Raw genomic sequence first — 24,693 nt, 5'->3', positions numbered from 1 at the left:
CCGGCACCCGCGGAGAACGCCGTGACGACCCGCAGACCTTGGGGAGCCGGGACGGGCCGGCCTGAGGGGGCGGATGAATCCATACCGATCGGTGCATACCGGTGGTTCCGTACGGCGGGCACGCCTAGCGTGACCGGCATGCGCGCGGTGATCGCACTGGCTCTGGTCGCGCTGGCGGGCTGTTCCTCGCCGGCCGCTCGGCCGTTCACCCCCGTCGATCTCCCCGCGGGTGCCGCGAGTTCTTTGGAGGAGCCCGCGCCCACCCTCGCGCCGAAGGCGGAGGCGGTCGAGGCCGGGCCCGGAGTGCGGGTGGTCGTCGAGTGGCCGGCCGGGGCCGACCCCGACATGGTGAAAATGATCGACACGTACCGTGAATACCGCGCCAGGGCGTTCAAGGCGATCATCGCCGGCGGCGGCGACGCCACCTACCTGGACACGGTCCAGGATGACGCGACCTGGGCGGCGAGCGCGTGGATACGGAAATACCTGGACAGGCACGAGTCGGTGCGAGGGACCTCCCGGCTGTACGCGCCGAACCTCGTCGCGGTCGTGGACCGGGGAGCCCAGCTCAACATATGCGTCGACGAGACGGAGATGCGGCTCCTGAACGGAAGGACCGGAAAGGTGATCGGTGGCCGATCCGGGTGGGCCAGGGAACCCTTCCTGCAGATCGTCGGCCTTCGGCGGGGCGACGACGGGGTCTGGCGGATCAAGTTGTTCCAGTACGCCTCTCTTCCGGATGAGCGTGTGAAGGGGTGTCTTCGATGATCATTAATGTGGTCGTTGCGGGGCTGCTGCTCGTCTCCGGAGCCGGTGGCGATGATCCCGGGCCGGGTGTGCGGGCCGAGACCAGCCAGCACGGGAACACGGCCGAGATCAAGCTGACGAACTCCCAGATCATCGTCAGCGGGAACGGGGGCGGAGGGAAGAGCGACGGGTATCGGCTCAAGCGTCCCTGCTGGTACGAACCCGCTCAGAACGCCGCCGACATGCTGGATTTCCAGCGCAAGGCGCACCCCTCCGAAGCGTGGCATCCCGATGAGCAGAAACGCCGCAACGAGACCCTCAAGAGGTTCCAGGAGAAGGTCGGTGAGGAGGGGCGCTGGTGGACGGTCGCCCACGACGCGTCCGACCCCAAGGGTGTGGCCTGCCAGCTGGCGATGGAGCCCTACGTGTTCGTGCCGCCCGGCACGACCCCGCCCAACGGGATCACCATCCAGGACCTCGTCGACATCGCCCGCGCCGCGCTGACCGTGCCCGAGCCGAAGATCCGGCTGAGCCCGGACGCCCAGAGCTACGTCAACCTGCCGACCTGGGTCTGGCTGGACGGGACCGGCGACACCACCAGGTCCGTGACCGCGACGCTCCCGGGGGTCATGAGCGCGACCGTGACCGCCACCCTGAGGAACATCGACATCGACCCGGGGACGACCGGCGAGCGCGCCGAGGTCAAGGACAAGGACGCCTGTGGCCCGACCGGCAGGCCGTACGTCAAGGGGGCCAAGGACTTCACATGCGGTGTCCGGTATCTCCGCGCCTCGGTCGACCAGCCGCGTGACGTCTACGAGCTGACGGTGACCTCGTCGTGGGACGTCGCCGTGCAGGACAACGTGGTGCCCTTCGCCTACGACCCGATCCAGATGAGCGCCACCCGTGACGTCGAGGTGGGTGAGGTGCAGAGCACGGTCAGGGGGAACAACTGAGCCATGGGCCGCCTGGCTTGCGAGCGGCCCGCCCGGCCCGTCCCGGAGACGCGGTGACGCGGGTGTCGAAGGGGCCGGGGCGCGAAGTCAGAGGGATTCGATGACGCGCACGAGCGGGACGAGCTCGGGCACCTCCAGCGCCTCGGTCAACGTCTCCTTCAGGACGGTGTCATGTGTGGGCCTGGCCTGGGCGAGCAGATCGCACCCGGCCGGGGTCACCTCGGTGTAGATGCCGCGGCGGTCGTCCTCGCACAGGTAGCGGGAGAGCAGCCCCCGCTCCTCCAGGCGCGTCACCAGCCTGGTCGTCGCGCTCTGGCTGAGCACGACCGCCCGGGAGAGCTGCTGCATGCGCATGTGCCAGCCGTCCTGGCGGGCCAGGACGTCCAGCACGGTGAACTCGCTCACGCTCAGGCCGTGTCCGGCCTGGAGCGCCCGTTCCAGACGGTCTTCGATACGGGCGTGCAGGGCGGCCAGCGTGCGCCATCCATGGGCGCGGGCCTCCACGGCGTCGTCGGGGAGTGGCACGGCTCACACTCGTTTCTTTGGCTTTCCAAGTGATTGCATGGTGAGATAGCGGGCGTCTGCAAATAGTCGGCGTCTGCAAATAATGCTGACGCTGGCTATGTACCTCACTGTAGTCGAGGAGTCTCTTCATGCCTCTCGCCCTGCTCGCCCTCGCGATCAGCGCTTTCGGCATCGGCACCACCGAATTCGTGATCAATGGGCTGCTGCCCGAACTGGCGGCCGACTTCGGGGTGTCGATCCCGACCGCCGGGCTGCTGGTCTCCGGGTATGCCCTCGGGGTCGTCGTCGGTGCCCCGTTGCTCACCATGCTCGGCACCCGGTTCTCCAGGAAGACCATGCTGCTGGCCCTGATGGTCGTGTTCATCGTGGGCAACCTGCTCTGCGCGCTCGCGCCGGGCTACGGGAGCCTGATGGCAGGCCGGGTGGTCGCCGCCTTCGCGCACGGTGCCTACTTCGGCATCGGCTCGGTCGTCGCCGCCGACCTCGTCGCGCCGGAGAAGCGAGCCAGCGCGATCGCGCTGATGTTCACCGGGCTCACCCTGGCCAACGTCCTCGGCGTGCCCCTGGGCACCGCCGTCGGCCAGAACCTCGGCTGGCGCGCCACCTTCTGGATCGTCACCGCGATCGGTGTGGCCGGCCTGGCCGGGGTCGCCGCGCTGGTTCCCGCCCAGCCTCGCCCCACCGGGCAGAGCCTCCGGCGGGAGTTCGCCGCCTTCCGCAGCGGCCAGGTCTGGCTGGCGCTGCTCATGACGACCCTGGGCTTCGCCCCCGTCTTCACCGTCATCACCTTCGTCGCGCCCATGATCACAGAGGTGGCCGGGCTGCCGGCCGGATCCGTGCCGCTGCTGATGGCCCTGTTCGGAGTGGGCGTCGTGATCGGCAATTTGCTCGGCGGGAGGCTGGCCGACCGGGCGCTGAGCGCCAGCCTGTACTTCTCGGTCGGCGGGCTCACCGTTCTGGCGGCACTGCTCACCTTCACCGCCCACGGACAGATCGCGTTCATCGTCACGCTCGCCCTGTTCGGGGTGGCCGGATTCGCCACCGTTCCTCCGCTGCAGACCCGGGTGCTGGACGCCGCCGCGGGGGCGCCCATGCTCGCCTCCGCCGCCAACATCGCCGCCTTCAATCTCGCCAACACCCTCGGCTCCTTCGCCGGCGGCCTCGTCATCCAGGGTGGCCTCGGCTACACCGCGCCCGCCTGGGCGGCCGCGCTGCTGGGCCTGGCGGGCTTGGCCGTCGTGGCGCTCTCTGTCCGCGGCATCGGCCGTGAGCGGGTCCTCGCCGCCGAAGCCGTCTGAGCCGCCGAAGCCGCCGAAGCCGTCTGGGCTGTCTGGACCGTCGGCGGAGAGGGCCCTTCGCCGGCTCAGGCGAGAGCCTTCTCGTGGGTCAGCAGCCACTGCTTGACCGGGATGCCGTAGTAGTAGCCGCCGAAGCCGCCGGTGGACGGCAGGATGCGGTGGCACGGGACGAACGGCGCGATCAGGTTCTGCGCGCACGCCGCCCCCGCCGCCCTGGCCGCCGTCCTCGGCAACCCCGCCCGCTCGGCGAGATCGGCGTAGCTGATCGTGACGCCTGGCGGCACCTCCCGCAGGGCCGTCAGCAACCGCTGCCGCTTGGGTGAGCCGGGCTGCGCCAGCTCGACGTCGTCAAGGGCCTTGAGGTCGCCGTCCAGATAATCCCGTACGGCCTGCGCCGGGCGGCCCAGATCGTCGGTCCTGGTCAGGCCGCGGGCCTGGAGCTGGGGCGAGAGCCGTACGAACATCTCCTGCGGGTCGGGGGTGAAACCGGCCGCGATGAGGACCCCCTCGTGGGAGAGCAGCGCCAGCGGGCCGACGGGGGTGGGAAGAACCTGTGCCTCGATCATTGGGAACTCCATAGGTGTAGTGCGGCGTAGGCCCGCCAGGGCCGCCACTGTTCGATGTGGCTGTCGGGGATGCCCAGGCACGCCATGGTCCGGCGCAGCACGAGGTCTCCTTCGGGCCACGCGTCCGGGTCGCGCAGCGCCCGCAGCGCGACATAACTGGCCGTCCACGGCCCGATCCCCGGCACCTCCAGCAGCCGGGCCACGGTCTGCCCCGGCTCCTGGGCTCCGTCCAGGTCGATCTCCCCGCCGGCCACTTTCCCGGCGAGCGCCTTCAACGTGGCCACCCGCCGCCCGGTCATCCCCAGCTCGCTGAGGTCGGCCTCCATGAGCTCTTCGGCGGTGGGGAACAGGTGGGTGAGCCCGTCGGCGCCGGTGCGGCGGCCGGCACGGCTCACGATGCGGCCGAGGATGGTGCGGGCGCCTGCGACGGAGATCTGCTGGCCGACCACGGCGCGGACGGCCACTTCGAAGCCGTCCCAGGCGCCGGGGACGCGCAGGCCGGGCCGGGCGGCGACGAGCGGGCCGAGAGAGGTCTCCCCGAGAGCGCGGGAAATGGCCTCGGGATCGGCGTCGAGGTCGAGGAGCCTGCGGCAGCGGGCGACGACGCGAGCCAGATGGCGGGTGTCGGCAAGGCACACGTCCAGCTGGACGTAGCCGGACGCCGGCGTGAGGGTGATCGCCCCGCCGGGAACGGCGCGGCTGTACGCCGTCTCGTCGACATGCTCCAGCCCGGGAATCGCCCGTGCCCTCAGGAACCCCATCAGCGTCTCGGCGTCGTACGGCTCGCGCAGGTGCAGCCGGAGCGTCAGCGAGTCGTGGGCGGCGGCGCTTCCCGCCGTGGCCCGCAGCTCTCCGGGGGTGAAGCCATAGGTCTCCTTCATGGTCGCGTTGAACTGCCGCACGCTCCCGAAGCCCGACGCGAACGCCACATCGGTGATCGGCAGCCTGGTCTCGGTCAGCAGCTGCTTGGCCAGCAGCAGGCGTTTCGTCTTGACCACGGCCAGCGGCCCCACGCCGATCTCGGTGGTGAAGAGCCGGTGCAGGTGCCGTTCGGTGATGTGCAGCCGCCTGGCCAGCCTCGCGACCCCGCCGTCATCGGCCGCGCCCTCGTCGATCAGCCGCAGCGCCCGGCCGATCAGGTCGCCGCGGTGGTCCCAGCCGGGATCGCCGGGGCTGAGCTCCGGCCGGCACCGCTTGCATGGCCGGAAACCGGCCGCCTCGGCGGAGGCCGCATGGCGGTAGAACCGTACGTTGCGTGAAGCGGGTGTGCGGGCCGGGCAGATCGGCCGGCAGTAGATGTTGGTGGAGGTGACCGCCGTGTAGAACCGCCCGTCGAAGCGGGCGTCTCTCGCGACCACGGCACGGTAACAGGAATTGAAATCGAGCTCTCTCACGGACACATCGACGACGCTATCCCCAGCACAGACGGTACGGCTGGCGACAATCGGACATGACCGTCACGCGGCCGCCGGGCGGGATCGTCACGCGAAACGGTCACCCGAAACGGTCACGCGAAGCCGTCACTTGGAGGAGACGCCGACCCCGATCTCGAACTCGCGGTAGACCCGGGCCCAGAAACCGTCGCGAAGCCAGACCCGGGCCTCGGGGTACGGGCGCAGGGAGTGGCCGAGCTCCTTCTCCGCCTCGATGAGGAGCTCGGTGTCGATGACCGTGGGGAGGATCGGGCCGGGGAGCAGGTCGCGGATGTTGTCACGGCCGCGGGTGAGGATCCACTTCTGGGCCACGTGCTCGCCCACCTCCTCGACCCGGGGACGGCTGGGGCCGAGCTTGGTGATCGGGCCGACGGGGACCTTGGGCTTGACCGTGGTGGGTGCGCGGCCGGCGAAGACCTGGGCGGGAGAGGGGGCGGTCGGGGGGACCGGGACGGGGGCGGGGGCGCGGCTGAAGAAGGAGCGGAGGAAGTCGGCGCTGATGATCTCGACGGTGTCGGACTCCCAGACGAGCCGTTCGGCCTGGTTGGTGCCGTAGGGCGGTTCGACGCCCCACAGGTGGATCCGCACGCCGTAGGCCTGGGCGGCCTCGACGGCGGGGACCATGTCCTCGTCTCCGGCGAGCAGGATCGTGTCGCTCACCGCGTGGTGCCTGGCCAGCGCCTCCAGGTCGCTCCGGATCTGCGCGTCCACGCCTTTCTGCTGCCCTCGCGCGTTGAGGTTGCCCAGGCGCACCTTGACCCAGGGGAGCTGGGCGATGACACGCTGGTCCACGGTCGGAACCCGGTCGCGGGCGGCGTCGTACCAGTAGATTCTCAGCAGCTCGCCGTGAATGCGCGCTTCCGCGTGCTTCTGCAGCGCCTGGATGAGCTCGTCAGCCGCGACACGGTATTCCTTGCGTTCCTTGGCGCCCAGAAGCACTTCCCCCGCGGCCGCATAGAGATATCCCACGTCCACCAGGACGGCGTACTTCGCGACGACGGGATGGGACGTGAGGTCCAGGATGGTCATGTCGTCCTCCAGGCCTCGGAACTAGCTGATCGGCTGACTATATGCGCCCATTTCTTAGATAGTCCCAACTCTCGCGCAACTTGACACCCTGTTCTGAGGATCTATCTCGGCAGTGCGCTTGATCTCCATGCACCTTGTCCAACGGGGAGAGGTTTTCGCATGCGATGTGAGGGATTACGCCAAGTTTCCTGCTTTTGTGTTGCTTTCGCCACTGGGATCGCCCGTGAGGTGAGCGCGATCACGAGCGCGGCGATCTCCTCTTGGGTCGCGTCCCCACGGACGATCTTCAAGTGCGTCATAGCGGGATGTTCCCATGCTTCTTCGGGGGCAGTGTCGCGCGCTTGTTACGCAGGGCGCGCAATGCCCTGATGATCTGTACGCGAGTGTCGGACGGGCGGATCACCGCATCCACATACCCACGTTCGGCCGCAAGATACGGATTGGCGAGAGTGTCTTCATATTCGGTGACGAGACGGGCCCGCTCCGCGTCGGGGTCGTCGGCCGAGGCGAGTTCGCGCCGGTAGAGGATGTTGACCGCGCCCTGCGCGCCCATCACCGCGATCTGCGCGGTCGGCCAGGCCAGGTTGATGTCAGCGCCCAGGTGCTTGGACCCCATGACGTCGTAGGCCCCGCCGTACGCCTTGCGGGTGATGACCGTCACCAGCGGGACGGTCGCCTCCGCGTAGGCGTAGAGCAGCTTCGCGCCGCGGCGGATGATCCCGTTCCATTCCTGGTCGGTGCCGGGGAGGAATCCCGGAACGTCGACAAATGTCAGAACCGGAATGTTAAACGCGTCGCACGTGCGGACGAATCTCGCCGCTTTCTCCGACGCCGCGATGTCCAGCGTGCCCGCGAAACTCATCGGCTGGTTGGCGACGATCCCCACGGAACGACCTTCGACCCGGCCGAAGCCCACGAGGATGTTCGGCGCGAATTGCGCGTGCACCTCCAGGAATTCGCCGTCGTCGAGAATATGTTCGATCACCGTGTGCATGTCGTACGGCTGATTCGCCGAATCCGGGATCAACGTGTCGAGTTCGAGATCATCGGCGGTGGTCGAAAGGACCGGGTCGACGTCGAAGGCCGGAGCCTCGTCCAGGTTGTTGGACGGCAGGTAGGACAGCAGCGCCCTGGCGAACTCCAGGCAGTCGGCCTCGTCGGCGGCCTCGTAGTGCGCGACGCCCGACCTGGAGTTGTGCGTGTGCGCGCCGCCCAGCTCCTCGAACGTCACCTCCTCGCCGGTGACCGTCTTGATGACGTCCGGGCCGGTGATGAACATGTGCGACTTCTCCGAGACCATCAGCACGAAGTCGGTGAGCGCGGGGGAGTAGACCGCGCCGCCCGCGCACGGGCCCATGATCAGCGAGATCTGCGGGATCACTCCGGAGGCGTGCACGTTCCGCTTGAAGATCTCGGCGTACAGGCCCAGGGAGACGACGCCCTCCTGGATGCGCGCCCCGCCGGAGTCGTTGATGCCGATCACCGGGCAGCCGGTCTTCAGCGCGTGGTCCATGACCTTGACGATCTTCTCGCCGAAGACCTCGCCCAGCGACCCGCCGAACACCGTGAAGTCCTGGGCGAACACCGCCACCGGGCGGCCGTCCACCGTGCCGTAGCCGGTCACCACGCCGTCGCCGTACGGACGCTCGCGCTCCAGGCCGAAATTCGTGGACCGGTGCCTGGCCAGCTCGTCGAACTCCACGAAGCTGTCCTCGTCAAGGAATGCCAGCACTCGCTCCCTGGCGGTCATCTTGCCCTTGGCGTGCTGCTTCTCCACCGCACGCGCGGAACCGGCGTGGGTCGCCTCGTCCAGGCGGCGCTCCAGGTCGGCGAGTTTTCCCGCTGTGGTGTGAATATCGATTCCGGCGGCTATCGGCTCAGCGCTCATCGGGTGACTCATGCCCAGCAGGGTAACCGTCTCCTGACATGGAGAACTATCGGGGGCGGTCGTTCGTTTGCCCCCCAGATATAACAGGCCGTCAAATCGGAAATTCTGACAAAGTAGGGGCCATGACGGGCATTACCGAGGCGGTACGGACGCAAGGGCTGTTCAAAAGATTCGGCCAGCAGATCGCCGTCGGCGGCGTCGACCTGGTCGTGCCACGAGGCAGCTTCGCCGGCCTGGTCGGGCCGAACGGCGCGGGCAAGACCACCACGCTCAGTATGGTGACCGGCCTGCTCCGCCCGGACGGCGGCGCGATCCACATCGACGGTCTCGACGTCTGGCGAGACCCGGTCGCGGTCAAGGGCCGCATCGGCGTGCTCCCCGAAGGGCTGCGCCTGTTCGAGCGGCTGTCCGGCCGGGAACTGCTGTCCTACAACGGCCAGCTCCGGGGCATCCCGAGGGCCGAGGTGGAGCAGCGGGCCGCCGAACTGCTCAAGGTCATGGATCTGACGGAGTCGGCGGACAAGCTCGTCGTCGACTACTCGACCGGCATGCGCAAGAAGATCGGCCTGGCCGCCGCGCTCCTGCACAACCCCAAGGTGCTCTTTCTCGACGAGCCGTTCGAGGGCGTGGACCCGGTCAGCGCCAACACGCTGGTCGAGGTGCTCCAGCGCTACACCGCCTCCGGCGCGACCGTCGTCTTCTCCAGCCACGTCATGGAGCTCGTCGAGCGCCTGTGTGACTGGGTCTCGGTGATGAGCCGTGGCCAGATCGTCGCGCAGGGCCCGCTGGACCAGGTCCGGGCCGGACAGAGCCTCAACGAGGCCTTCCTCGGCCTGGTCGGCGTCCGCGGCCACGACGGCGGAGAGGAGGGGCTGTCATGGCTGGGCGCGACCTCGGCGTGAGCGGCACCCCCCGGGTGGGTCCCTCGGTCTTCGTCCGGCTCAAGCTCCGTCTGATCGCCGGAAACCTGCGTGGCAGCACCGAACGCCTGCTCGGGTTCGTCTTCACCGTGATCGCCGCGGTCGTCGTGGCGGGCTTCGGGTTCTTCGTGATGACCATGCTCCGGCTGGCGCCCGCCGACATCGCCGCGAACGTCGGGATCGTGTTGTTCACCGTCTTCCTGGTCGGGTGGGCGGTCGTCCCGCTGCTGGCGTTCGGCGTGGACGACACGCTCGACCCGTCCCGGCTGTCGTTGTTCCCGCTGCGGACCGGCCAGCTCGCGGTCGGCATGTTCGCCGCCTCGGTCACCGGCGTCTGGCCGGCGGCCACGCTGATCATCACGTTCGGCGCGATCGTCGGCCTGGCCACCGGGATCGGCGGCGTGCTCCTGGGCATCGTCGCCGTCCTGCTCCAGTTCGCGCTCTGCATCGTCACCTCGCGGCTGATCACCACGTCCCTTTCCGGCATCCTGCGCACGCGCAGGGGCCGTGACGTGCTCGCCATCGCGGTGGTCTTCTTCATCCTGGCGGCCCAGCTGCCGAACCTGATGCTCAACGGCGGCCTGATGAGCGACCCGGGCAGGATGCTGCGGGTCATCGCCTCGGTGCTGCGCTGGACCCCGCCCGGCATGGCCGCGCACGCCATCACCGACGGCGGCCTCGTGGCGGTCGCTGAGCTGGCCTTCCTCGCCGTCGTGGTCGTCGTGGTCGGCTGGCTCTGGATCGTGGCGCTCCGCCGGGCGCTGGTCTCCGCGGACGCCTCCACCCAGGGCGCCTCGGTCCGCAACTCCAGGGGCCTGCTGACCCGGATCCTGCCCGACGGCCCGCTCGCGGCGATCGCCACCAAGGAGCTCAAGTACGCCCGCCGCGACCCCCGGGGCCGGGTCGGCTGGTTCGCCGCCATCGCGGTCACCGGCATCATGGCCTTCTCCATGAGCAGGAACGGCGGGGTCGGGCCCACGGGCGTCGCGCTGGCGGTCATCCCGGCGTGCATCGGCGCGGTGATGATCGGCCTGCAGTCGTCCAACTCCTTCGGCATCGACGGCCGCTCGCTGTGGATGAACTCCATGATCTACGGCACGGGCCGCGACTGGCGGACCGACCTCGCCGGACGGCACCTGGCCGTCATGACGATCGCCATGCCGCTGCTGGTCCTGCTGGCCGGGGTCGCCGCCTTCCTCGCGGGCAACCTGCTCTGGGCCGTCCCCGCCGCGCTCACCGCCTGGGGCATCCTCGGCGTCGGGCTCGGCGTGGGCGCCATGACCAGTGTGCTTCTGCCGTACACCGTGCCCGAGCGGATCAACGCCTTCACCGGCGCCGCACCGGGGCAGGGCGGCGTCGCCTTCGTGACCTCGTTCAGCGCGATGATCGGCACGAGCGTCCTGGCGGTACCGATGGCGCTGCCGGTGGCCATCGGCTTCACCGGGGTCAGCGCGCTGGCGGTGCCGTACGGCCTGCTGGTCGCCTGGGGAGGCCGCCGGATCGCGGGCGGCATCGGCTTCAGGAGATACCCCGAGATCCTGACCGCGATCTCCCAGCCGAACTGAGTGGTCTAGTCCAATAGATGAGACCGGTCTCCGCCGGGGAAAACGGACTGGATACGCTGACGAGCATGTCCGCCATCGCGAACAACCAGGCAGAACGTTCATCCGCCGTCACCGAGATGCCCGAAGAGCTACGCGCGGATGTGCGACTGCTCGGAGAGCTTTTGGGGCAGGTCATCGCCGAGCACGGCGGCGACGACCTGCTCGCCGATGTCGAACGCCTACGCAAGGCCGTCATCGCGGCCCGTCGCGGGAAGGTCTCGGGCGACGAGATCACCGCGATGGTCGCCGAGTGGCCGATAGACCGGGCGGTGCAGATCGCCCGCGCGTTCACCTGCTACTTCCACCTGGCGAACCTCGCCGAGGAGCACTTCCGCATCCGCACGCTCCGGGTCCGCGACACCGGGAAGGAGCCGCTGCCCGAGTCCCTGGCGCAGGTCGTGCAGGAACTCGGCGGAGAGAAGGTCTCCGAGCTGGTGGAGGGACTGCGGCTGCACCCGGTGCTGACCGCGCACCCGACCGAGGCGCGCAGGCGCGCGGTGGTCACCGCGATCCAGCGGATCAGCGGCCAGCTCGCCGCCTACAACAGCCCCGAGAGGGGCGCCGCCGAACGGGCCGAGACCCGCCGGCGGCTGCTGGAGGAGATCGACCTGCTCTGGCGCACCTCCCAGCTCAGGTCCACCAAGCTCGACCCGCTGGACGAGGTCCGCACCGCCATGGCGGCCTTCGACGAGACCCTGTTCCGGGCGGTCCCGATGGTCTACCGCTCGCTGGACGCCGCGCTCGGGGAGGGAACCGGCACCCGCGAGCCGCTGGCCCGCCCCTTCATCCGCTACGGAAGCTGGATCGGCGGCGACCGGGACGGCAACCCCAACGTCACCGCCAGGGTGACCAGGGACGCCATGCTCATCCAGTCCGAGCACGTGCTGATTGCCCTGGAGAACGCCACCCACAGGATCGGCCGGACCCTCACCCTGACCGCCGGCTACACCCCGGCCTCGCCGCAGCTGCGGACCGCGCTCGCCGACGCCGAGAACGACCACCCCGAACTGGTCTCGGAGCTGTCCACCCGCTCCCCCCAGGAGCCGCACCGGCAGTGGCTGATGTTCGTCGCCGCCCGGATCGCGGCCACCCGGCAGCGCAGCATCGACCTGGCCTACCGCTCGCCCGAGGAGCTCCTGGCCGACCTGCGCGTCGCCCAGGCGTCGCTGGTCGAGGCCAAGGCGAAGCGGCAGGCGTACGGCGAGCTGCAGCACCTGATCTGGCAGGTGGAGACGTTCGGTTTCCACCTGGCCGAGCTTGAGGTGCGCCAGCACTCGCAGGTCCACGCCGAGGCGCTGGCCGAGATCGCCGAGGGGCGGATCTCCGAGCGGACCGAGGAGGTCCTGGCCACCATCCGGACGATCGGCTGGATCCAGGAGCGGTTCGGCGTGACCGCCGCCTCCCGCTACGTCGTCTCCTTCACCCGTTCCGCCGACGACATCGCCGCAGTCTACGAGCTGGCCAGGCACGCGCTCGGGGACAAGGCCCCGCAGCTCGACGTGGTCCCGCTGTTCGAGTCGGGCGCCGACCTGGCCAACGCCCCCACGGTGCTGACGGGGATGCTGGAGATCCCGGGGATCCAGGAGCGCCTGGCCGCGGGCGGCCGCCGCCTGGAGGTCATGCTCGGCTACTCCGACTCCGCCAAGGAACTCGGCCCGGCCGCCGCGACCATGAAGCTGTACGAGGCCCAGGAGAAGTTGTCCGCCTGGGCCACCGAGCACGATGTGCGGCTGACGCTGTTCCACGGCCGGGGCGGCGCCCTGGGCCGGGGCGGCGGACCGGCCAACCGGGCCGTGCTCGCCCAGGCTCCCGGCTCGGTGGGCGGCAGGTTCAAGGTCACCGAACAGGGCGAGGTCATCTTCGCCCGCTACGGCCACGTCGCCATCGCCCGCCGCCACATGGAGCAGGTCACCTCGGCGGTGCTGCTCGCCTCCACCCCGTCCATCGAGGCCCGTACGGCGCGGGCCGCCGGACGCTTCCGGGGCATGGCCGAACAGGTCGCCTCCGCCTCGGAGAAGGCCTACCGGTCGCTGACCGAGGCGCCCGGCTTCCCCGAGTGGTTCTCCCTGGTCAGCCCGCTGGAGGAGATCGGCTCGCTGCGCCTGGGCTCCCGGCCCGCCCGGCGCGGCCTCGGCGCGCCCCGGTCCCTGGACGACCTGCGGGCCATCCCGTGGGTGTTCGCCTGGGCCCAGACCCGGGTCAACCTGCCCGGCTGGTACGGCCTGGGCAGCGGCCTGGAGGCGGTGATCTCCGAGTCCGGCCTGGACGAGCTGCGCGCCGCCTACCAAGAGTGGCCGCTGTTCGCCTCGTTGCTGGACAACGTGGAGATGTCGCTGGCCAAGACCGACCGGGACATCGCCGCCCGCTACCTCGCGCTCGGTGGCCGGGACGACTTCGTCCAGCAGGTCCTGCGCGAATACGACCTCACCCGCCGCCTGGTCCTGGAGGTCACCGGCCACACCCGCCTGCTGGAGAACCGCAGGGTGCTCTCCCGCGCGGTCCAGCTGCGCGACCCCTACGTGGACGCGCTCTCCCACCTCCAGCTCCGCGCGCTGTCCACGCTCCGTGCCGACGGCGACGTGTCGGAGGAGGAGCGCGAGCGGCTGTCCACGCTGCTGCTCCTGTCGGTCAACGGCGTCGCCGCGGGCCTGCAGAACACCGGCTGACCCTCTCCTCGCGGGCCCGCGGAACACCGGCCGGCTTTCTCTTCGCGAACACCGGCCGACCTTCTCCCGCGGGCCCGCGGAAGGCCGCCAGACCTCCTGACAGCACTCGACCTCTTCCCCGCCCCCGCCCTCGAAGCCCGGGGCCCTCACACCCAAGGAGCCGCGATGATCCACCTCGCCCGTCCCGAGGACCTGCCGGTCATCGAGGGGATCGTGGCGGAGGCCTACCAGCCGTGGGCCGAGCTGATCGGCATCCGCCCCAAGCCGATGGACGACGACTACGCCGCGCATGTCGCGGCAGGTTACGTTCACCTCCTGGAGGAGGAGGGGGAGACCGCCGGGCTGATCGTGCTGATCCCCGAAGACGGCGTGCTGCTGGTGGACAACGTGGCGGTCGCCCCCGGCCGCCACGGCCGGGGGCTGGGCAAGAGGCTCCTGGCCTTCGCCGAGGCCCAGGCCCGTGAGGCGGGCCTGGGGGCACTGCGGCTGATCACCAACGCCCTGATGAAGCCGAACATCGCGCTCTACGAACGCCTCGGCTACGAGATCACCGACCGCCGCCGCTCGGGTCCACGCGATGTGGTCTTCATGAGGAAACGGCTCACCGAGTGAACTTGTTTCGACACGCCAGGCGTCTGATTCCGCGGTAGATGAGCTCTTAGAGGGTGTTACGCACGTTGATGTCCCTACCGTCGCTTGCGCTCGGGATGGCGTGCTGGTCAAGGGCTCTTCGGGGCTACGGTCGAGGCTGAGCGAACAATCCGGGCTCGTCCTCGTCGCCGCGGGCACCAACCTTCTCCGGCTTGCCGATCAGGACGTCTACCCCCGACGGCCGACTCGCTCTCTTCGACCGTTCGAACGCCTCATCCACGACCTGCCACCATCGTGAAGATCACCAACAGCATCCAGGGAAAGCGTCAGAGCCGAAATCGCGTAGCCCCATCACGTGGCCGGGGGCCGCAGGCCGAGCCACTGCTCGGCGCCCCAGGCCTGGAACCGCTCGACCTCGGTGAACCCCAGCTTTGCCGCGAGGCGCATCGAGCCGACGTTGGCGCTCTGGGTGGTGAGCACCACCGGCTCGCCGGGAAGGACGCCGTCAAACCAGTCGAGTGCCGCCGCGCACGCCTCTGCGGCGTACCCTTGCCCCCAGGCCTTCGGCAGGAACAGGTAACCGAGATCGGCCTTCCCCGCAGCAGCCGGGCGATGGTGCCCGGCTGCTCTCCTGAGCAGGATCTGGCCGATCATCGCCCCGTCGAGCTCGACGACGAAACTCCCGGGCCATCGCTCGGGCACCTCGGGCATCTCACGCTCAAGCTCGTCACGCGGGCGGGGACCGCCGAGGTAGGTGTGCACCTCTGGCGAGGCGAGCAGCTCGATGAACGTTGTACGGTCCCGCGCCTCGGGCTCACGGAGCACGAGCCGCTCGGTCCGGATCAGCTCAGGCGGCCAAGCCACATGTCCTAGATCTGACATGCGCGCAGGCTAACAACCCTGTAGGACGACGTTCAACGTGGGCATGAACGCGTGGCTCACCGGCCGAGCCATGGGCGCGGCCGGGTGAACGATCCCGGCTCGGTCTCGACGAGGATGCTGCGGTTGACCAGGCGTTTGAGTTCGGCGCGGTGAGAGCGTCGATCTCCGCCTGAGCCTGCTCGATCTGGCAGGCCAGGGAGTGCTCGCGGGCGTCGATCGGGTCCAGGAGCCAGGTGCCGGGGCCGGAGACGTCCGTTCTCGGCGGGGATGGGCGAATATGATGCAATTTTCAATATTTCACTGGCGGGAGGTAGTGGGGCGGATGGCGGAGGCGTTCGGCGGGTTGCTGCGGAGGTTGCGGCACGCCGCCAAGCTGACGATCGAGGAGCTTGCCCACGCGTCGGGCGTGAGCGTTCGGGCCATCGGCGACATGGAGCGAGGAACCAGTCGGGGTCCGCAGCGGCGCACCGTGGAGGCGCTGGCCGTGGCGCTGCGGCTCGGGGACGCGCAGCGATCGGCGCTGTCGGAGGCGGCACGAGCCGGACGACCGCGCCAGGAGGCGCCCGCACCGGGCGCGTGTGAGCTGCCTCGCGGAGTGGGCGACTTCACCGGGCGGGCATGGGAGCTACGTGCTTTGCGCGAACTGTCGGGCCGGGCCGGAGACGAAGAGGCCGCCGTCGTCGCCGCGATCTCCGGTGCCGCCGGCATCGGGAAGACGGCGCTGGCCGTACGAGCCGTTGGGCAGGTGCCCGAGCTGTTCCCCGACGGCCGCTTCTACCTGGACCTGCGTGGCATGGATCCGGTCCCGCTGGAGCCAGGGACGGCGCTGTCCCGGCTGCTCAAAGCCCTGGGTGTGGCCGAGCGGCGCATCCCCGCCGACGAGGAGGAACGCGCGGGCCATTACCGGGCCCTGCTACGCGAACGGCGCTGCCTGATCATCCTGGACAACGCGGCCCACGAAGGCCAGGTGCGTGCGCTGCTGCCGTCGAGTGGGCCGGTGATGACGCTGATCACGAGCCGCCGTCCACTGGCCGGGCTGGAAGGCGCGCATCAGTTCCCGCTGGAGCACTTGGCCGCTGAGGAAGCGGCCGCGCTCCTGCGCACGATCGTGGGCACGGAGCGTGCCGAGGCCGATCCGGATGGGGTGACGCAGGTGGCGAGCTTGTGCGGGAACCTGCCGCTGGCGCTGCGCATCGCCGGGAACCGGTTGCAGAGCAGGCCCGGCTGGACGGTTGGGCAACTGGCAGCGCGCCTTGGTAATGAGGGACGCCGGGTGGAGTCGCTGGCCGCGGGTGACCTGTCGGTGGCCGCCGCGTTCGCGCTGTCGTACCGGCAGCTCTCCCCGTCGGCACGGCAGTGCTTCCGGCGACTGGCGCTGGTCGCCGCGCCGGACTTCGGCGTGCCGATGACGGCGGTCCTGGCCGAGCTGGGCCTGGCCGAGGCGGAGGACGCCTTGGAGGAGCTGGTCGATCTCGGTCTGCTGCAGTCGCCATACCTAGCCCGCTACCGCTTCCACGACCTGGTACGGCTGTTCGCCCGCGCCCGGCTATCGGAGGAGGAACCCATCGAGTCCCAGCGGCGGGCGCGGCGGCGCATGGACGACTGGCTGCTCGAGGTCGCCACGGTCGCCGGGCGCTGGTTCGAGCCGGACTACGGCGCCCCGCCGCCGGGCTGGGACTCCCTCGTCGAGTTGGACACCGCGGGGCAGGCGCAGGAGTGGCTCCAGGTGGAGGGTGAGGCCTGGTTGGCGGCACTGCGGCAGGCGGCCCGCGTCGGTGAGCACGCGCGCGTCGTCGAGGTGGCCGAGGCCATGCACTGGTTCTCGGACCTGTGGATGCACTGGGGCCACTGGCCCGAGGTGTTCGCCCTGTCCGCCGCTGCCGCCCGCGCCATGGACGATCCGGGGCTGGAGGCGGTGCATCTCAATTACCTGTCCTGGGCGCAGACCTACTGCCAGGCCCGCTACGACGAGGCGGAGGCGACCGCCCTGCGCGCGTTGGAGCTGGCCCGCGACATCGGCGACGTGCGCCAGCAGGGCTGGGCGCTGATCTACGCCACCTGGTCGCTGTGGGCTCGCGACGACCAGCAGAGCAAGGAAAGCGGGATGAGCTACACCCGGCAGGCGGCGGAGTGCTTCCAGCAGGTCGGAGACATGGACGGCTACGCCCAGGCCATGATCAGCATAGGGAACTGCCTGCGACGGCTCGGCCGGGTGGAGGAGTCTGTCCAGCACAACCTCGCCCTGCTGGACCGGCTGCGCGATCCCTCCTTCGGCGGCTCGCCGGCCATCGTCAACCAGGCCGTGGGCTCGACGCTGGACCTGGTGGGTGACGGCTACTTCACCCTCGGACGCTGGCAGGAGGCCGCCGACCACTACCGCCAGGCGTTGCGGGAGATGCGCGAGCGCCCGATCAGCCGGGCCATGGCCACCTCCCTGACCAACCTGGGCAAGGCACTGGTCCGGCTGGAGCAGGTGGAGCAGGCCCGCGAGGCGTTTCGGGAGGCCGTGGAGCTGTTCGAGAGCGCCGGTGACACCGCCCGTGTGGCCTGGGTACGCAAGGAACTCGGCCAGATCACGCAGGCGGCGGGTTCCGTCACGGATCCACAAAGCGCTGCATGAACGTCAGGGCGGTGCCGCAGACTTCACGCCAGCCGTTGTCGACAGTCAGCGAATGCCCGCGGCCGGGCATCTCGATGATCTCCGTCAGGTGGTGCTCGTTGCGGACCTGCTTGTCATAGGCGGCGCGGGCGGCGGCCCAGGGGACGATGTGATCCATCTCACCGGAGATGAGCAGCAGCGGACCCCGATCCTTCGCGACGGCGTCGACCTCCGGTTCGCTCCACGGACCGAAGGCCCCGGCGGACGCCGGGTACGGCGGCACGCCCGGCGCGGCGAACGTCTCGTACAGCTCCAGTGCCTCCTCCTCACCGACGGCGTTGGCGAAGGCGTGGCGGAACCGGTCGTAGGTGAGCGGGCAGGCCGGATCGGTCGGCACCCGCGGAGGGGAGACCGGCAGCGACAGCACATCCTGCGAGAGCGCCGGGCCGATGGCCACGGCGGCGCAGGCAAGGCCGCGCCCGGCGAGGATCTGGGCGAGCAGGCCCCCGGTGGAGTGGCCGACCACGGCAGGCTTGCGCTCCAGCCCGCCGATCAGAGCCGCGAAGTGGTCGGCCACCTCGTCGGCTGTCCTTACGGTGGGCGGCGGCGCGCATGGCCAGGCCGGGCTGAGGGAAGCGAATCCCGCCTCGCCGAACACCTGAGCCCAGCGTTCCCAGCTCATGGGCAGCAGCCACAGGCCGTGGATGAAGACGACCGGGATCCGGCCGGTGGCGTTGACACGGCGGATCCGGGCGCATTCGAGGGTGGAGGGCATAATCCGTCCTGAGGCCGTGTGCGGGCCGGTGCGGGGGCCCTTCGCTCCGCCCCGACCCAGGACAAAGCGTGTCAGTTCTCGGCCAGGGCCCGGCGGAGCGTGCTGATGGCCATCTCGATCGCCGAGGCGGCGGCGTTGGTCTCGCGCAGCGCGTTGAGCATGACGAAGTCGTGGATGATGCCCTGGTAGCGTACGGCGGTCACGGGCACCCCGGCCGCGCGGAGCTTGTTCGCGTACGCCTCGCCCTCGTCGCGCAGCACGTCCGCCTCACCGGTGATGATCAGCGCCGGAGGCAGGCCGGTCAGCTGTTCGGTGGTGGCGCGCAGCGGGGAGGCGGTGATCTCGGCGCGCTGGGCCTCGTCGGTGGTGTATTGGTCCCAGAACCACTGCATGGCGTCGCGGCGCAGGAAGTAGCCCTCGGCGAACTGCTGGTAGGAGCCGGTGTCGAAGGCGGCGTCGGTCACCGGGTAGAACAGCACCTGCTGAACCAGCGGCAGCCCGCCGCGCCGCTTGGCCATCAGCGTCAGGGCGGCGCTCATGTTGCCGCCGACGGAGTCGCCGGCCACCGCGATCCTGGACGCATCCAGGCCCTTGGACGTCCCCTGAGTGACGATCCACTGGGCCACCGTCCAGTTCTGCTCGATGGCGACCGGGTAGCGGTGCTCGGGCGACAGGTCGTACTCGGGAAAGACGACGGCGGCGCCCGTGCCCACGGCGAGTTCGCGTACCAGCCGGTCGTGGGTGTGGGCGTTGCCGAAGACCCAGCCCGCGCCGTGGATGTAAATGATCACGGGGAGGTCGCCGGTGCTGCCCGCCGGCTTGACGATGCGGGCCCTGACCTCACCGGTGGGGCCGCCGGGGATCGTCACCCACTCCTCGTCCACGGCGAACAGGTCGATCGGGCCGGACTGGACCTCGTCCACGGCCTTGCGGCCCTCGCTCGGCGGGATCTGGAAGAGGTAGGGCGGCTGGGCGGTGGCCTCGGCGAAGGCTCTCGCGGCGGGTTCCAGGACAGGCTTGCTCATGATTTCTCCAAAGGGGTGAAAGAGGCGGGCTCCAGCACAAGGGGGAGCTCCCGTTCGCCACACATCCAAACAAGCGGCAACAGGGAAGACGAGGCAGAAGCACAGGCAGAAGTACGTTTCCACCTCGTTCTCCCCTGTCGTGGCCTGTTTGGATCGCTCCCGTCCGACTGACACCTTGTTGGCAAGGAGCACATCCATGAGGGAAAGCACCACCCCGACCGTCGTCCTCGTGCACGGCGCGTTCGCCGATGCCTCCAGCTGGTCCGGCGTCATCGCCGACCTCCAGGACCACGGCATTCCCGTGGTGGCGCCGCCCAACCCGCTGCGCGGTCTGGCCTCCGACGCGGCCTACATCTCCTCCGTGGCCGCCCAGATCGACGGCCCCGTCGTGCTCGTCGGCCACTCCTACGGCGGCGCGATCATCACCGTGGCCGGCACGACCGACAACGTCGTCGGCCTCGTCTACGTCGCCGCCTACGCCCTGGAAGAGAACGAGAGCCTCGGCGAGCTCCAGGGGCGCTTCGCCGAGCCGCCACTGGCGACCAGCCTGCGCACCACGACCTACCCCGTGCCGGGCGGTGAGCCTGCGGTCGAGTTCACGATCGTCCCGCAGGCGTTCCCCACCGTCTTCGCCGCGGACGTTCCCGTCGAGGTGACCACGGTGCTAGCGGTGGCGCAGCGCCCGCTCGCCGCCGTGGCGTTCACCGAGCCGGCCACCGCGGCCGCCTGGCGGACCAAGCCTTCCTGGGCGGTGATAGCCACCGGCGACCAGGCGATCAACCCGCAGGTCCAGCGCTTCGGAGCGGAGCGGGCCGGAGCGACGATCGTCGAGGTGGGGGGCGCCTCGCACGCCGTCGCGGTATCCCGGCCCAAAGAGGTAGCCGACGTCATCCGAGACGCCGTCCGCGCCGGCACGGCCTGACCGGCAAGGCAGGAGGCCACCTCCTCATCGCCTCCGCCGCCATCCCCCGCACGACCATCTGACCGGCGTCAAGTTCCAAGGAGAACCGCCATGTCCCGTTTCCTTCGCACCCGCTCGGCCGCCCGCGCACTCGCCGGCGTGGCCGTCGCTTCGATCGTGACCGGCGCACTGCTGGCCACCAGTACGGCGAGCAGCAGCGCCGCCGCCTCGCGCAACGCCGCGACGGCCAAGGCCAAGCCGACCATCGTGCTCGTCCACGGCGCCTTCGCCGACGCCTCCAGCTGGTCCGGCGTTATCCGGCGCCTGCAACGCGACGGCTATCGCGTCATCGCCACTGCCAACCCCCTGCGCGGACTGAGCAGCGACGCCGCCTACCTGCGTAGCGTCCTGGACAGCATCGACGGGCCGGTGGTGCTGGCCGGTCACTCCTACGGCGGCTCGGTCATCAGCCAGGCCGCCGCCGCCGACGACCCGGACGTCAAGGCGCTGGTCTACATCGCCGCGTTCATTCCCGACATCGGCGAGAGCGCCGGCGAACTGGCCGGCAAGTTCCCCGGCAGCACCCTGGGCGAGACCCTGAACACCGCCTCCTACCCCCGGCCCGGCGGCGGCACCGGCACCGAGCTGACCATCAACCAGGACAGGTTCCGCAAACAGTTCGCCGCCGACGTGCCCGCCACCACCGCCGCGATCATGGCGGCCACCCAGCGGCCGGTCTCCACCCTCGCCCTGGAGGAGAAGGCCACGAAGGCCGCCTGGAAGGACATCCGCTCCTACGCCCTGATCGCGGGCAAGGACCACAACATCCCGCCGAAGGCCCAGCAGTGGATGGCCGAGCGCGCCCACTCCCGCACCGTCACCGTCGATAGCGCCTCACACGCGATCTCCGTCTCCGAGCCCGAAGCGGTCACTGACCTCATCCGCCGCGCAGCCCGCGACATCCGCTGAAGTATCACGGGCCGAAGGTCGTATCCAGCTCGATGGCAGGCGGGCTCGGCGAGCCACGCGGTGGGCGCGTTCGCAGGCGCAGTGGGCGGGCATCGAGTCTCGAGCGAGAGATTCCCCCGCGGTGAGGTGGCTACGCAGATCTGCGTAGGAGGAAGCCGCTTTCGTGCGGATGTCTCTTTTCGCGGGTGCGACCAGACTCGCGGCATGCTGATCGTGCTCACCCGGGTCCTGCGCGTGCCCGAACTGCGGAAGAAGCTGCTTTTCACGCTGGGCGTCGTCGCGCTGTTCAGGCTCGGCCAGATTCTGCCGTCCCCCGGGGTCGACGTCGAAGGGGTACGGCGGTGCCTGGCGGGGGCCAGAGGCGGGTTCGCGGACATGGTGCAGCTCTTCAGCGGGGGCGCGATGCTCAAGCTGTCGGCGTTCGCCCTCGGCGTCGCGCCGTACATCACCGCGAGCATCGTCATCCAGCTGCTCGCGGTGCTGATCCCGCGACTGGAGGCGTTGCGCAAGGAGGGGCAGGCGGGTCAGGCGAAGATCACGCAGTACACGAGATACCTGACCGTCGGGCTCGCGGTGATCAACGCGACCGCGGTCGTGGCGATGGCCCGCACCGGGCAGATCTTCCCGAACTGCCGCGAGCGGCTGCTGTACGACCAGAGCCCGCTGTCCGTCACGGTCATCGTGATCACGATGGTGGCCGGCATGTGCGTCGTCATGTGGCTCGGTGAGCTCGTCACCGAGCGGGGCGTCGGCAGCGGCATGTCCATCCTGATCTTCACGCAGGTCGTCGCGGTCTTCCCGTCCTATCTGTCGAACATCTTCGCGACGAACCCCTTCGCGCTCGTGCTCATGCTGGTCTGGGGCGTTTTCGTGGTGGCGGCCGTGGTCTCCATGGAACAGGCCCAGCGGCGGATTCCCGTGCAGTACGCCAAGCGCATGGTCGGGCGGCGGATGTACGGCGGGACCTCGACCTACATCCCGCTGAAGGTCAACCAGGCGGGGATCACCCCGGTCATCTTCACCTCGTCGCTGCTGTACCTGCCGCAGCTCGCGGTGTCGATGGGCGGCGGGACCGACCCGGTCACGCGGTGGATCTCGACCTATCTGGTCACGGGCGACCACCCGCTCTACATGGCCGCCTACTTCCTGCTGATCGTGGGGTTCACCTACTTCTACGTGTCGATCACCTTCAATCCGGTGGAGGTGGCGGACACCATGAAGCGTTACGGCGGGTTCGTCCCGGGGATCCGTCCGGGGCGGCCCACGGAGGAATACCTCCGGTTCGTGCTGTCCCGCCTGACCGCGCCCGGCGCGCTCTATCTGGGAGCGCTCTCGCTGATCCCGCTCATCGCGTTCGTGATGCTTCGCGACCCCTCGACGCAGCAGAACTTCCCCTTCGGCGGGACGACCGTCCTCATCATGGTCGGGGTCGGCCTGGAGACCGTGAAGCAGATCGAGGCGCAGCTGCAGCAGCGCAACTACGAGGGTTTCCTCCGCTGAGGGGGACGCTCAGGCGGGGAGGGTCAGCCCGGCCCGTACGGCGAACACCACCAGCTGGGCCCGGTCACGGGCGTGGAGCTTCACCATGGCCCTGCTGACGTGCGTGCGCACGGTGTCGGGGCTGAGCGTGAGCTCCCTGGCGATCTCGCTGTTCGACCGGCCGGTGGCCACCCAGGCGACCATCTCGCGTTCGCGGGGTGTGAGCGTGTCGAGCCCTTCGACCGGTGCGATGTCCGGTGCGATGTCGTGACGGCCGAAGAGACCGATGACCTTCTTCGTGATGGAGGGCGACAGCAGCGCCTCGCCCGAGGCGACCACTCTTATCGCCTGGGTGAGCTCGGCCGGGGCGCTGTCTTTGAGCACGAACCCGCTGGCGCCCGCCTGGAGGGCGGTGAAGACGTACTGGTCGACCGCGAACGTGGTCACGATCACGACCCGGGTGCCGCGCAGGCCGGGGTCGGCGGCGATGGCGCGGAGGGTGTCGAGACCGTCCATGCCCGGCATGCGGATATCGAGCAGCAGGACGTCGGGGCGGGTGCCGCGGACCAGTTCCAGTGCGGCGGCGCCCTCACCGGCCTCGCCGACGTACTCCAGGTCGGGCTCCCGGTCGATGAGTGCTCGCAGCCCCATGCGCACGACGGCCTGGTCATCGGCCAGGGCGACCCGGATCACTTCCGGAGACTGGGTGGTCAATGGGACTCCGAGGCGTAGTGAAGAGGCGTGGTGAAGAGACGTGGTGAGGAGGCATGGTGAGGGCGTGGTGAGACGGCGTGCCCGGTCGACAAGCCATGATCTCACCCGCCGGGTCCCCCGCGGTCAGGTGGTTTCCCCGGGGAAGCGGGCCATCACCCGGAAGCCGCCGCCCTCTCGCGGGCCCGCGCTGAAGTCTCCGCCCGCCGCGGTCACCCGGGCGCGCATCCCCGCGAGGCCACGGCCCTCACCCGATCCTGAGCCGCCCCGGCCCCGGTCGGCGACCTCCAGCACGAACTCGCACGGATCGTTGGCGACACGGACCAGCGCCCGGGTGGGGCCGGCGTGGCGCAGGACGTTGGTCAGCGACTCACGCACGACACGGTAGACCGTGCCCTGGAGATGCGCGGGCACCGTGGGCTCGGCGGGCTCGACGTCGATGGGCAGGCCCGCCGCCCGGACGCCGTCGATCAGGCGGGGCAGGTCTTCCTCGGCGGGAGTGCCGGGGTCGATGACGTCGAGCGCGGTGCGAAGCTGGGTGAGCGCCCGCACGCTCGTGTCGCGGATCGCCTCCAGTGAGGCGCGGGCCTGCTCGGGACGCTCGTCGAGCAGGAGAAGGGCGACCCCGGCATGCATGGCGATGGTGGCGAGGCCGTGCCCGGCGGCGTCGTGCACCTCTCCGGCGATCCTCGCCCGCTCCCGCGCGATCAGATCGTCGGCGGCGGGAAGAGGAGGGGCCGCGCCGAGGCCGGTCGGAACCGAGGAGGCGGGGAGGTGTGAGGTCGCGCCGAGGCCGGTCGAAGCGGGAAGAGGCGGGATCGCGTCGAGACCGGCCGGGTCCGGGGCGGTGGCCGCGACCACATGCCGGGACGAGCCGGTGTGCGCCGGTTCGGTGGCGCGGTCGTGGCTGGCGCTGGCGGCGGCCGCCGCGCGGGCCTGGGCGAGCCCGCTGAGCGACCACGGGACGGCCAGCCAGCCGACCCAGGCCAGCATGAAGATGACGGGCAGATCACCGAGCCGGGCAGCACGCGACGCCGCCGTGGTCATGGACGACCACATGCGGCGGATCGGGCGTGTCTGCTCGGTCACCATCTCCCACCCGAAGAGTCGTCGGTGCCTCGATCTTAGC

At 70.0% G+C, this 24,693-nt stretch carries 22 protein-coding genes; 11 read left to right on the top strand and 11 right to left on the bottom strand.

The window, feature by feature from the left end; all coding sequences use genetic code 11:
• Positions 1-138 precede the first annotated feature (138 nt).
• Together ACFY2X_RS36075 and ACFY2X_RS36070 are read left to right on the top strand one after the other, a co-directional pair.
• Positions 139-768: a hypothetical protein gene (locus ACFY2X_RS36075; protein ID WP_389947482.1), complete on the top strand. Its 630-nt coding sequence runs from the start codon at positions 139-141 to the stop codon at positions 766-768.
• Positions 765-1,703, top strand: coding sequence for a hypothetical protein (locus ACFY2X_RS36070; RefSeq protein WP_389947480.1), 939 nt, complete (start codon positions 765-767; stop codon positions 1,701-1,703). The genes ACFY2X_RS36075 and ACFY2X_RS36070 overlap by 4 nt, the downstream gene beginning before the upstream one ends.
• A gap of 87 nt (positions 1,704-1,790) precedes the next feature.
• Here ACFY2X_RS36070 and ACFY2X_RS36065 read toward each other — a convergent pair whose 3' ends face one another.
• Positions 1,791-2,228, bottom strand: a complete 438-nt coding sequence (locus ACFY2X_RS36065; RefSeq protein ID WP_389947478.1) for a MarR family winged helix-turn-helix transcriptional regulator — start codon at positions 2,226-2,228, stop codon at positions 1,791-1,793.
• Between the two features lie 128 nt (positions 2,229-2,356).
• On the opposite strand from ACFY2X_RS36065, the gene ACFY2X_RS36060 reads away from it, so the two are divergent.
• A complete protein-coding gene (locus ACFY2X_RS36060) occupies positions 2,357-3,526 on the top strand; it encodes an MFS transporter (RefSeq protein ID WP_389947476.1) in 1,170 nt (389 codons plus the stop codon).
• A gap of 65 nt (positions 3,527-3,591) precedes the next feature.
• Here the strand turns inward: ACFY2X_RS36060 and ACFY2X_RS36055 are convergent, their stop codons facing one another.
• The 5 genes from ACFY2X_RS36055 to ACFY2X_RS36035 form a co-directional block, all read right to left on the bottom strand.
• Positions 3,592-4,092 (bottom strand): methylated-DNA--[protein]-cysteine S-methyltransferase, encoded by a 501-nt coding sequence (locus tag ACFY2X_RS36055; RefSeq protein WP_389947474.1) that lies wholly within the window; start codon positions 4,090-4,092, stop codon positions 3,592-3,594.
• Positions 4,089-5,492 carry an AlkA N-terminal domain-containing protein gene (locus tag ACFY2X_RS36050; protein ID WP_389947472.1) on the bottom strand — a complete coding sequence of 468 codons (1,404 nt, stop codon included), beginning with the start codon at positions 5,490-5,492 and terminating at the stop codon, positions 4,089-4,091. The genes ACFY2X_RS36055 and ACFY2X_RS36050 overlap by 4 nt, the downstream gene beginning before the upstream one ends.
• A 120-nt stretch (positions 5,493-5,612) precedes the next feature.
• On the bottom strand, positions 5,613-6,554 hold the full coding sequence (locus ACFY2X_RS36045; protein WP_389947470.1) for an NYN domain-containing protein: 942 nt from the start codon (positions 6,552-6,554) through the stop codon (positions 5,613-5,615).
• 101 nt (positions 6,555-6,655) lie between these two features.
• Positions 6,656-6,853, bottom strand: a complete 198-nt coding sequence (locus ACFY2X_RS36040; protein ID WP_389947468.1) for an acyl-CoA carboxylase subunit epsilon — start codon at positions 6,851-6,853, stop codon at positions 6,656-6,658.
• On the bottom strand, positions 6,850-8,442 hold the full coding sequence (locus ACFY2X_RS36035; RefSeq protein ID WP_389947529.1) for an acyl-CoA carboxylase subunit beta: 1,593 nt from the start codon (positions 8,440-8,442) through the stop codon (positions 6,850-6,852). Before ACFY2X_RS36035 ends, ACFY2X_RS36040 begins: the two co-directional genes overlap by 4 nt.
• Before the next feature lie 122 nt (positions 8,443-8,564).
• Here ACFY2X_RS36035 and ACFY2X_RS36030 point away from each other — a divergent pair, with 122 nt between their 5' ends.
• The 4 genes from ACFY2X_RS36030 (at position 8,565) to ACFY2X_RS36015 (ending at position 14,244) form a co-directional block, all read left to right on the top strand.
• Entirely contained in the window at positions 8,565-9,344 is a 780-nt protein-coding gene (locus tag ACFY2X_RS36030; RefSeq protein WP_389947466.1) for an ABC transporter ATP-binding protein, read from the top strand.
• Positions 9,320-10,927, top strand: a complete 1,608-nt coding sequence (locus ACFY2X_RS36025; protein WP_389947464.1) for a hypothetical protein — start codon at positions 9,320-9,322, stop codon at positions 10,925-10,927. Before ACFY2X_RS36030 ends, ACFY2X_RS36025 begins: the two co-directional genes overlap by 25 nt.
• Positions 10,928-10,992: 65 nt before the next feature.
• The gene (locus tag ACFY2X_RS36020) at positions 10,993-13,632 is read left to right on the top strand and encodes a phosphoenolpyruvate carboxylase (RefSeq protein ID WP_389947462.1); all 2,640 of its coding nucleotides are present in this window, start codon (positions 10,993-10,995) and stop codon (positions 13,630-13,632) included.
• 165 nt (positions 13,633-13,797) lie between these two features.
• On the top strand, positions 13,798-14,244 hold the full coding sequence (locus ACFY2X_RS36015; RefSeq protein WP_389947460.1) for a GNAT family N-acetyltransferase: 447 nt from the start codon (positions 13,798-13,800) through the stop codon (positions 14,242-14,244).
• Positions 14,245-14,574: 330 nt separating this feature from the next.
• Here ACFY2X_RS36015 and ACFY2X_RS36010 read toward each other — a convergent pair whose 3' ends face one another.
• Positions 14,575-15,105, bottom strand: coding sequence for a GNAT family N-acetyltransferase (locus tag ACFY2X_RS36010; protein ID WP_389947458.1), 531 nt, complete (start codon positions 15,103-15,105; stop codon positions 14,575-14,577).
• A 322-nt stretch (positions 15,106-15,427) separates the two neighbouring features.
• Between ACFY2X_RS36010 and ACFY2X_RS36005 the strand changes: the two genes are divergently transcribed.
• Positions 15,428-17,725, top strand: a complete 2,298-nt coding sequence (locus ACFY2X_RS36005) for a helix-turn-helix domain-containing protein (RefSeq protein ID WP_389947456.1) — start codon at positions 15,428-15,430, stop codon at positions 17,723-17,725.
• Here the strand turns inward: ACFY2X_RS36005 and ACFY2X_RS36000 are convergent.
• A complete protein-coding gene (locus tag ACFY2X_RS36000) occupies positions 17,700-18,479 on the bottom strand; it encodes an alpha/beta hydrolase (RefSeq protein WP_389947454.1) in 780 nt (259 codons plus the stop codon). The genes ACFY2X_RS36005 and ACFY2X_RS36000 overlap by 26 nt on opposite strands.
• A 71-nt stretch (positions 18,480-18,550) precedes the next feature.
• Positions 18,551-19,504 carry an alpha/beta hydrolase gene (locus tag ACFY2X_RS35995; protein ID WP_389947452.1) on the bottom strand — a complete coding sequence of 318 codons (954 nt, stop codon included), beginning with the start codon at positions 19,502-19,504 and terminating at the stop codon, positions 18,551-18,553.
• Between the two features lie 196 nt (positions 19,505-19,700).
• Between ACFY2X_RS35995 and ACFY2X_RS35990 the strand changes: the two genes are divergently transcribed.
• From ACFY2X_RS35990 to secY, 3 genes are all read left to right on the top strand, one after another.
• Positions 19,701-20,426 (top strand): alpha/beta fold hydrolase, encoded by a 726-nt coding sequence (locus tag ACFY2X_RS35990; protein ID WP_389947450.1) that lies wholly within the window; start codon positions 19,701-19,703, stop codon positions 20,424-20,426.
• A gap of 90 nt (positions 20,427-20,516) precedes the next feature.
• Positions 20,517-21,374, top strand: coding sequence for an alpha/beta fold hydrolase (locus tag ACFY2X_RS35985; RefSeq protein ID WP_389947448.1), 858 nt, complete (start codon positions 20,517-20,519; stop codon positions 21,372-21,374).
• 204 nt (positions 21,375-21,578) lie between these two features.
• Complete coding sequence (gene secY, locus ACFY2X_RS35980; RefSeq protein ID WP_389947446.1) at positions 21,579-22,874, top strand: preprotein translocase subunit SecY; 1,296 nt, start codon at positions 21,579-21,581, stop codon at positions 22,872-22,874.
• Between the two features lie 9 nt (positions 22,875-22,883).
• Here secY and ACFY2X_RS35975 read toward each other — a convergent pair whose 3' ends face one another.
• Both ACFY2X_RS35975 and ACFY2X_RS35970 read right to left on the bottom strand, forming a co-directional pair.
• On the bottom strand, positions 22,884-23,567 hold the full coding sequence (locus ACFY2X_RS35975) for a response regulator (protein WP_389947444.1): 684 nt from the start codon (positions 23,565-23,567) through the stop codon (positions 22,884-22,886).
• A 123-nt stretch (positions 23,568-23,690) separates the two neighbouring features.
• On the bottom strand, positions 23,691-24,653 hold the full coding sequence (locus tag ACFY2X_RS35970; protein WP_389947442.1) for a sensor histidine kinase: 963 nt from the start codon (positions 24,651-24,653) through the stop codon (positions 23,691-23,693).
• Between the last annotated feature and the right edge of the window lie 40 nt (positions 24,654-24,693).

The sequence above is a fragment of the Streptosporangium sp. NPDC000396 genome, assembly GCF_042898655.1.
In the GTDB taxonomy this organism is placed as follows: Bacteria; Actinomycetota; Actinomycetes; order Streptosporangiales; family Streptosporangiaceae; genus Streptosporangium.
Note: the sequence above shows the minus strand (reverse complement) of the source record. Positions and strands in the feature narration are given on the sequence as shown.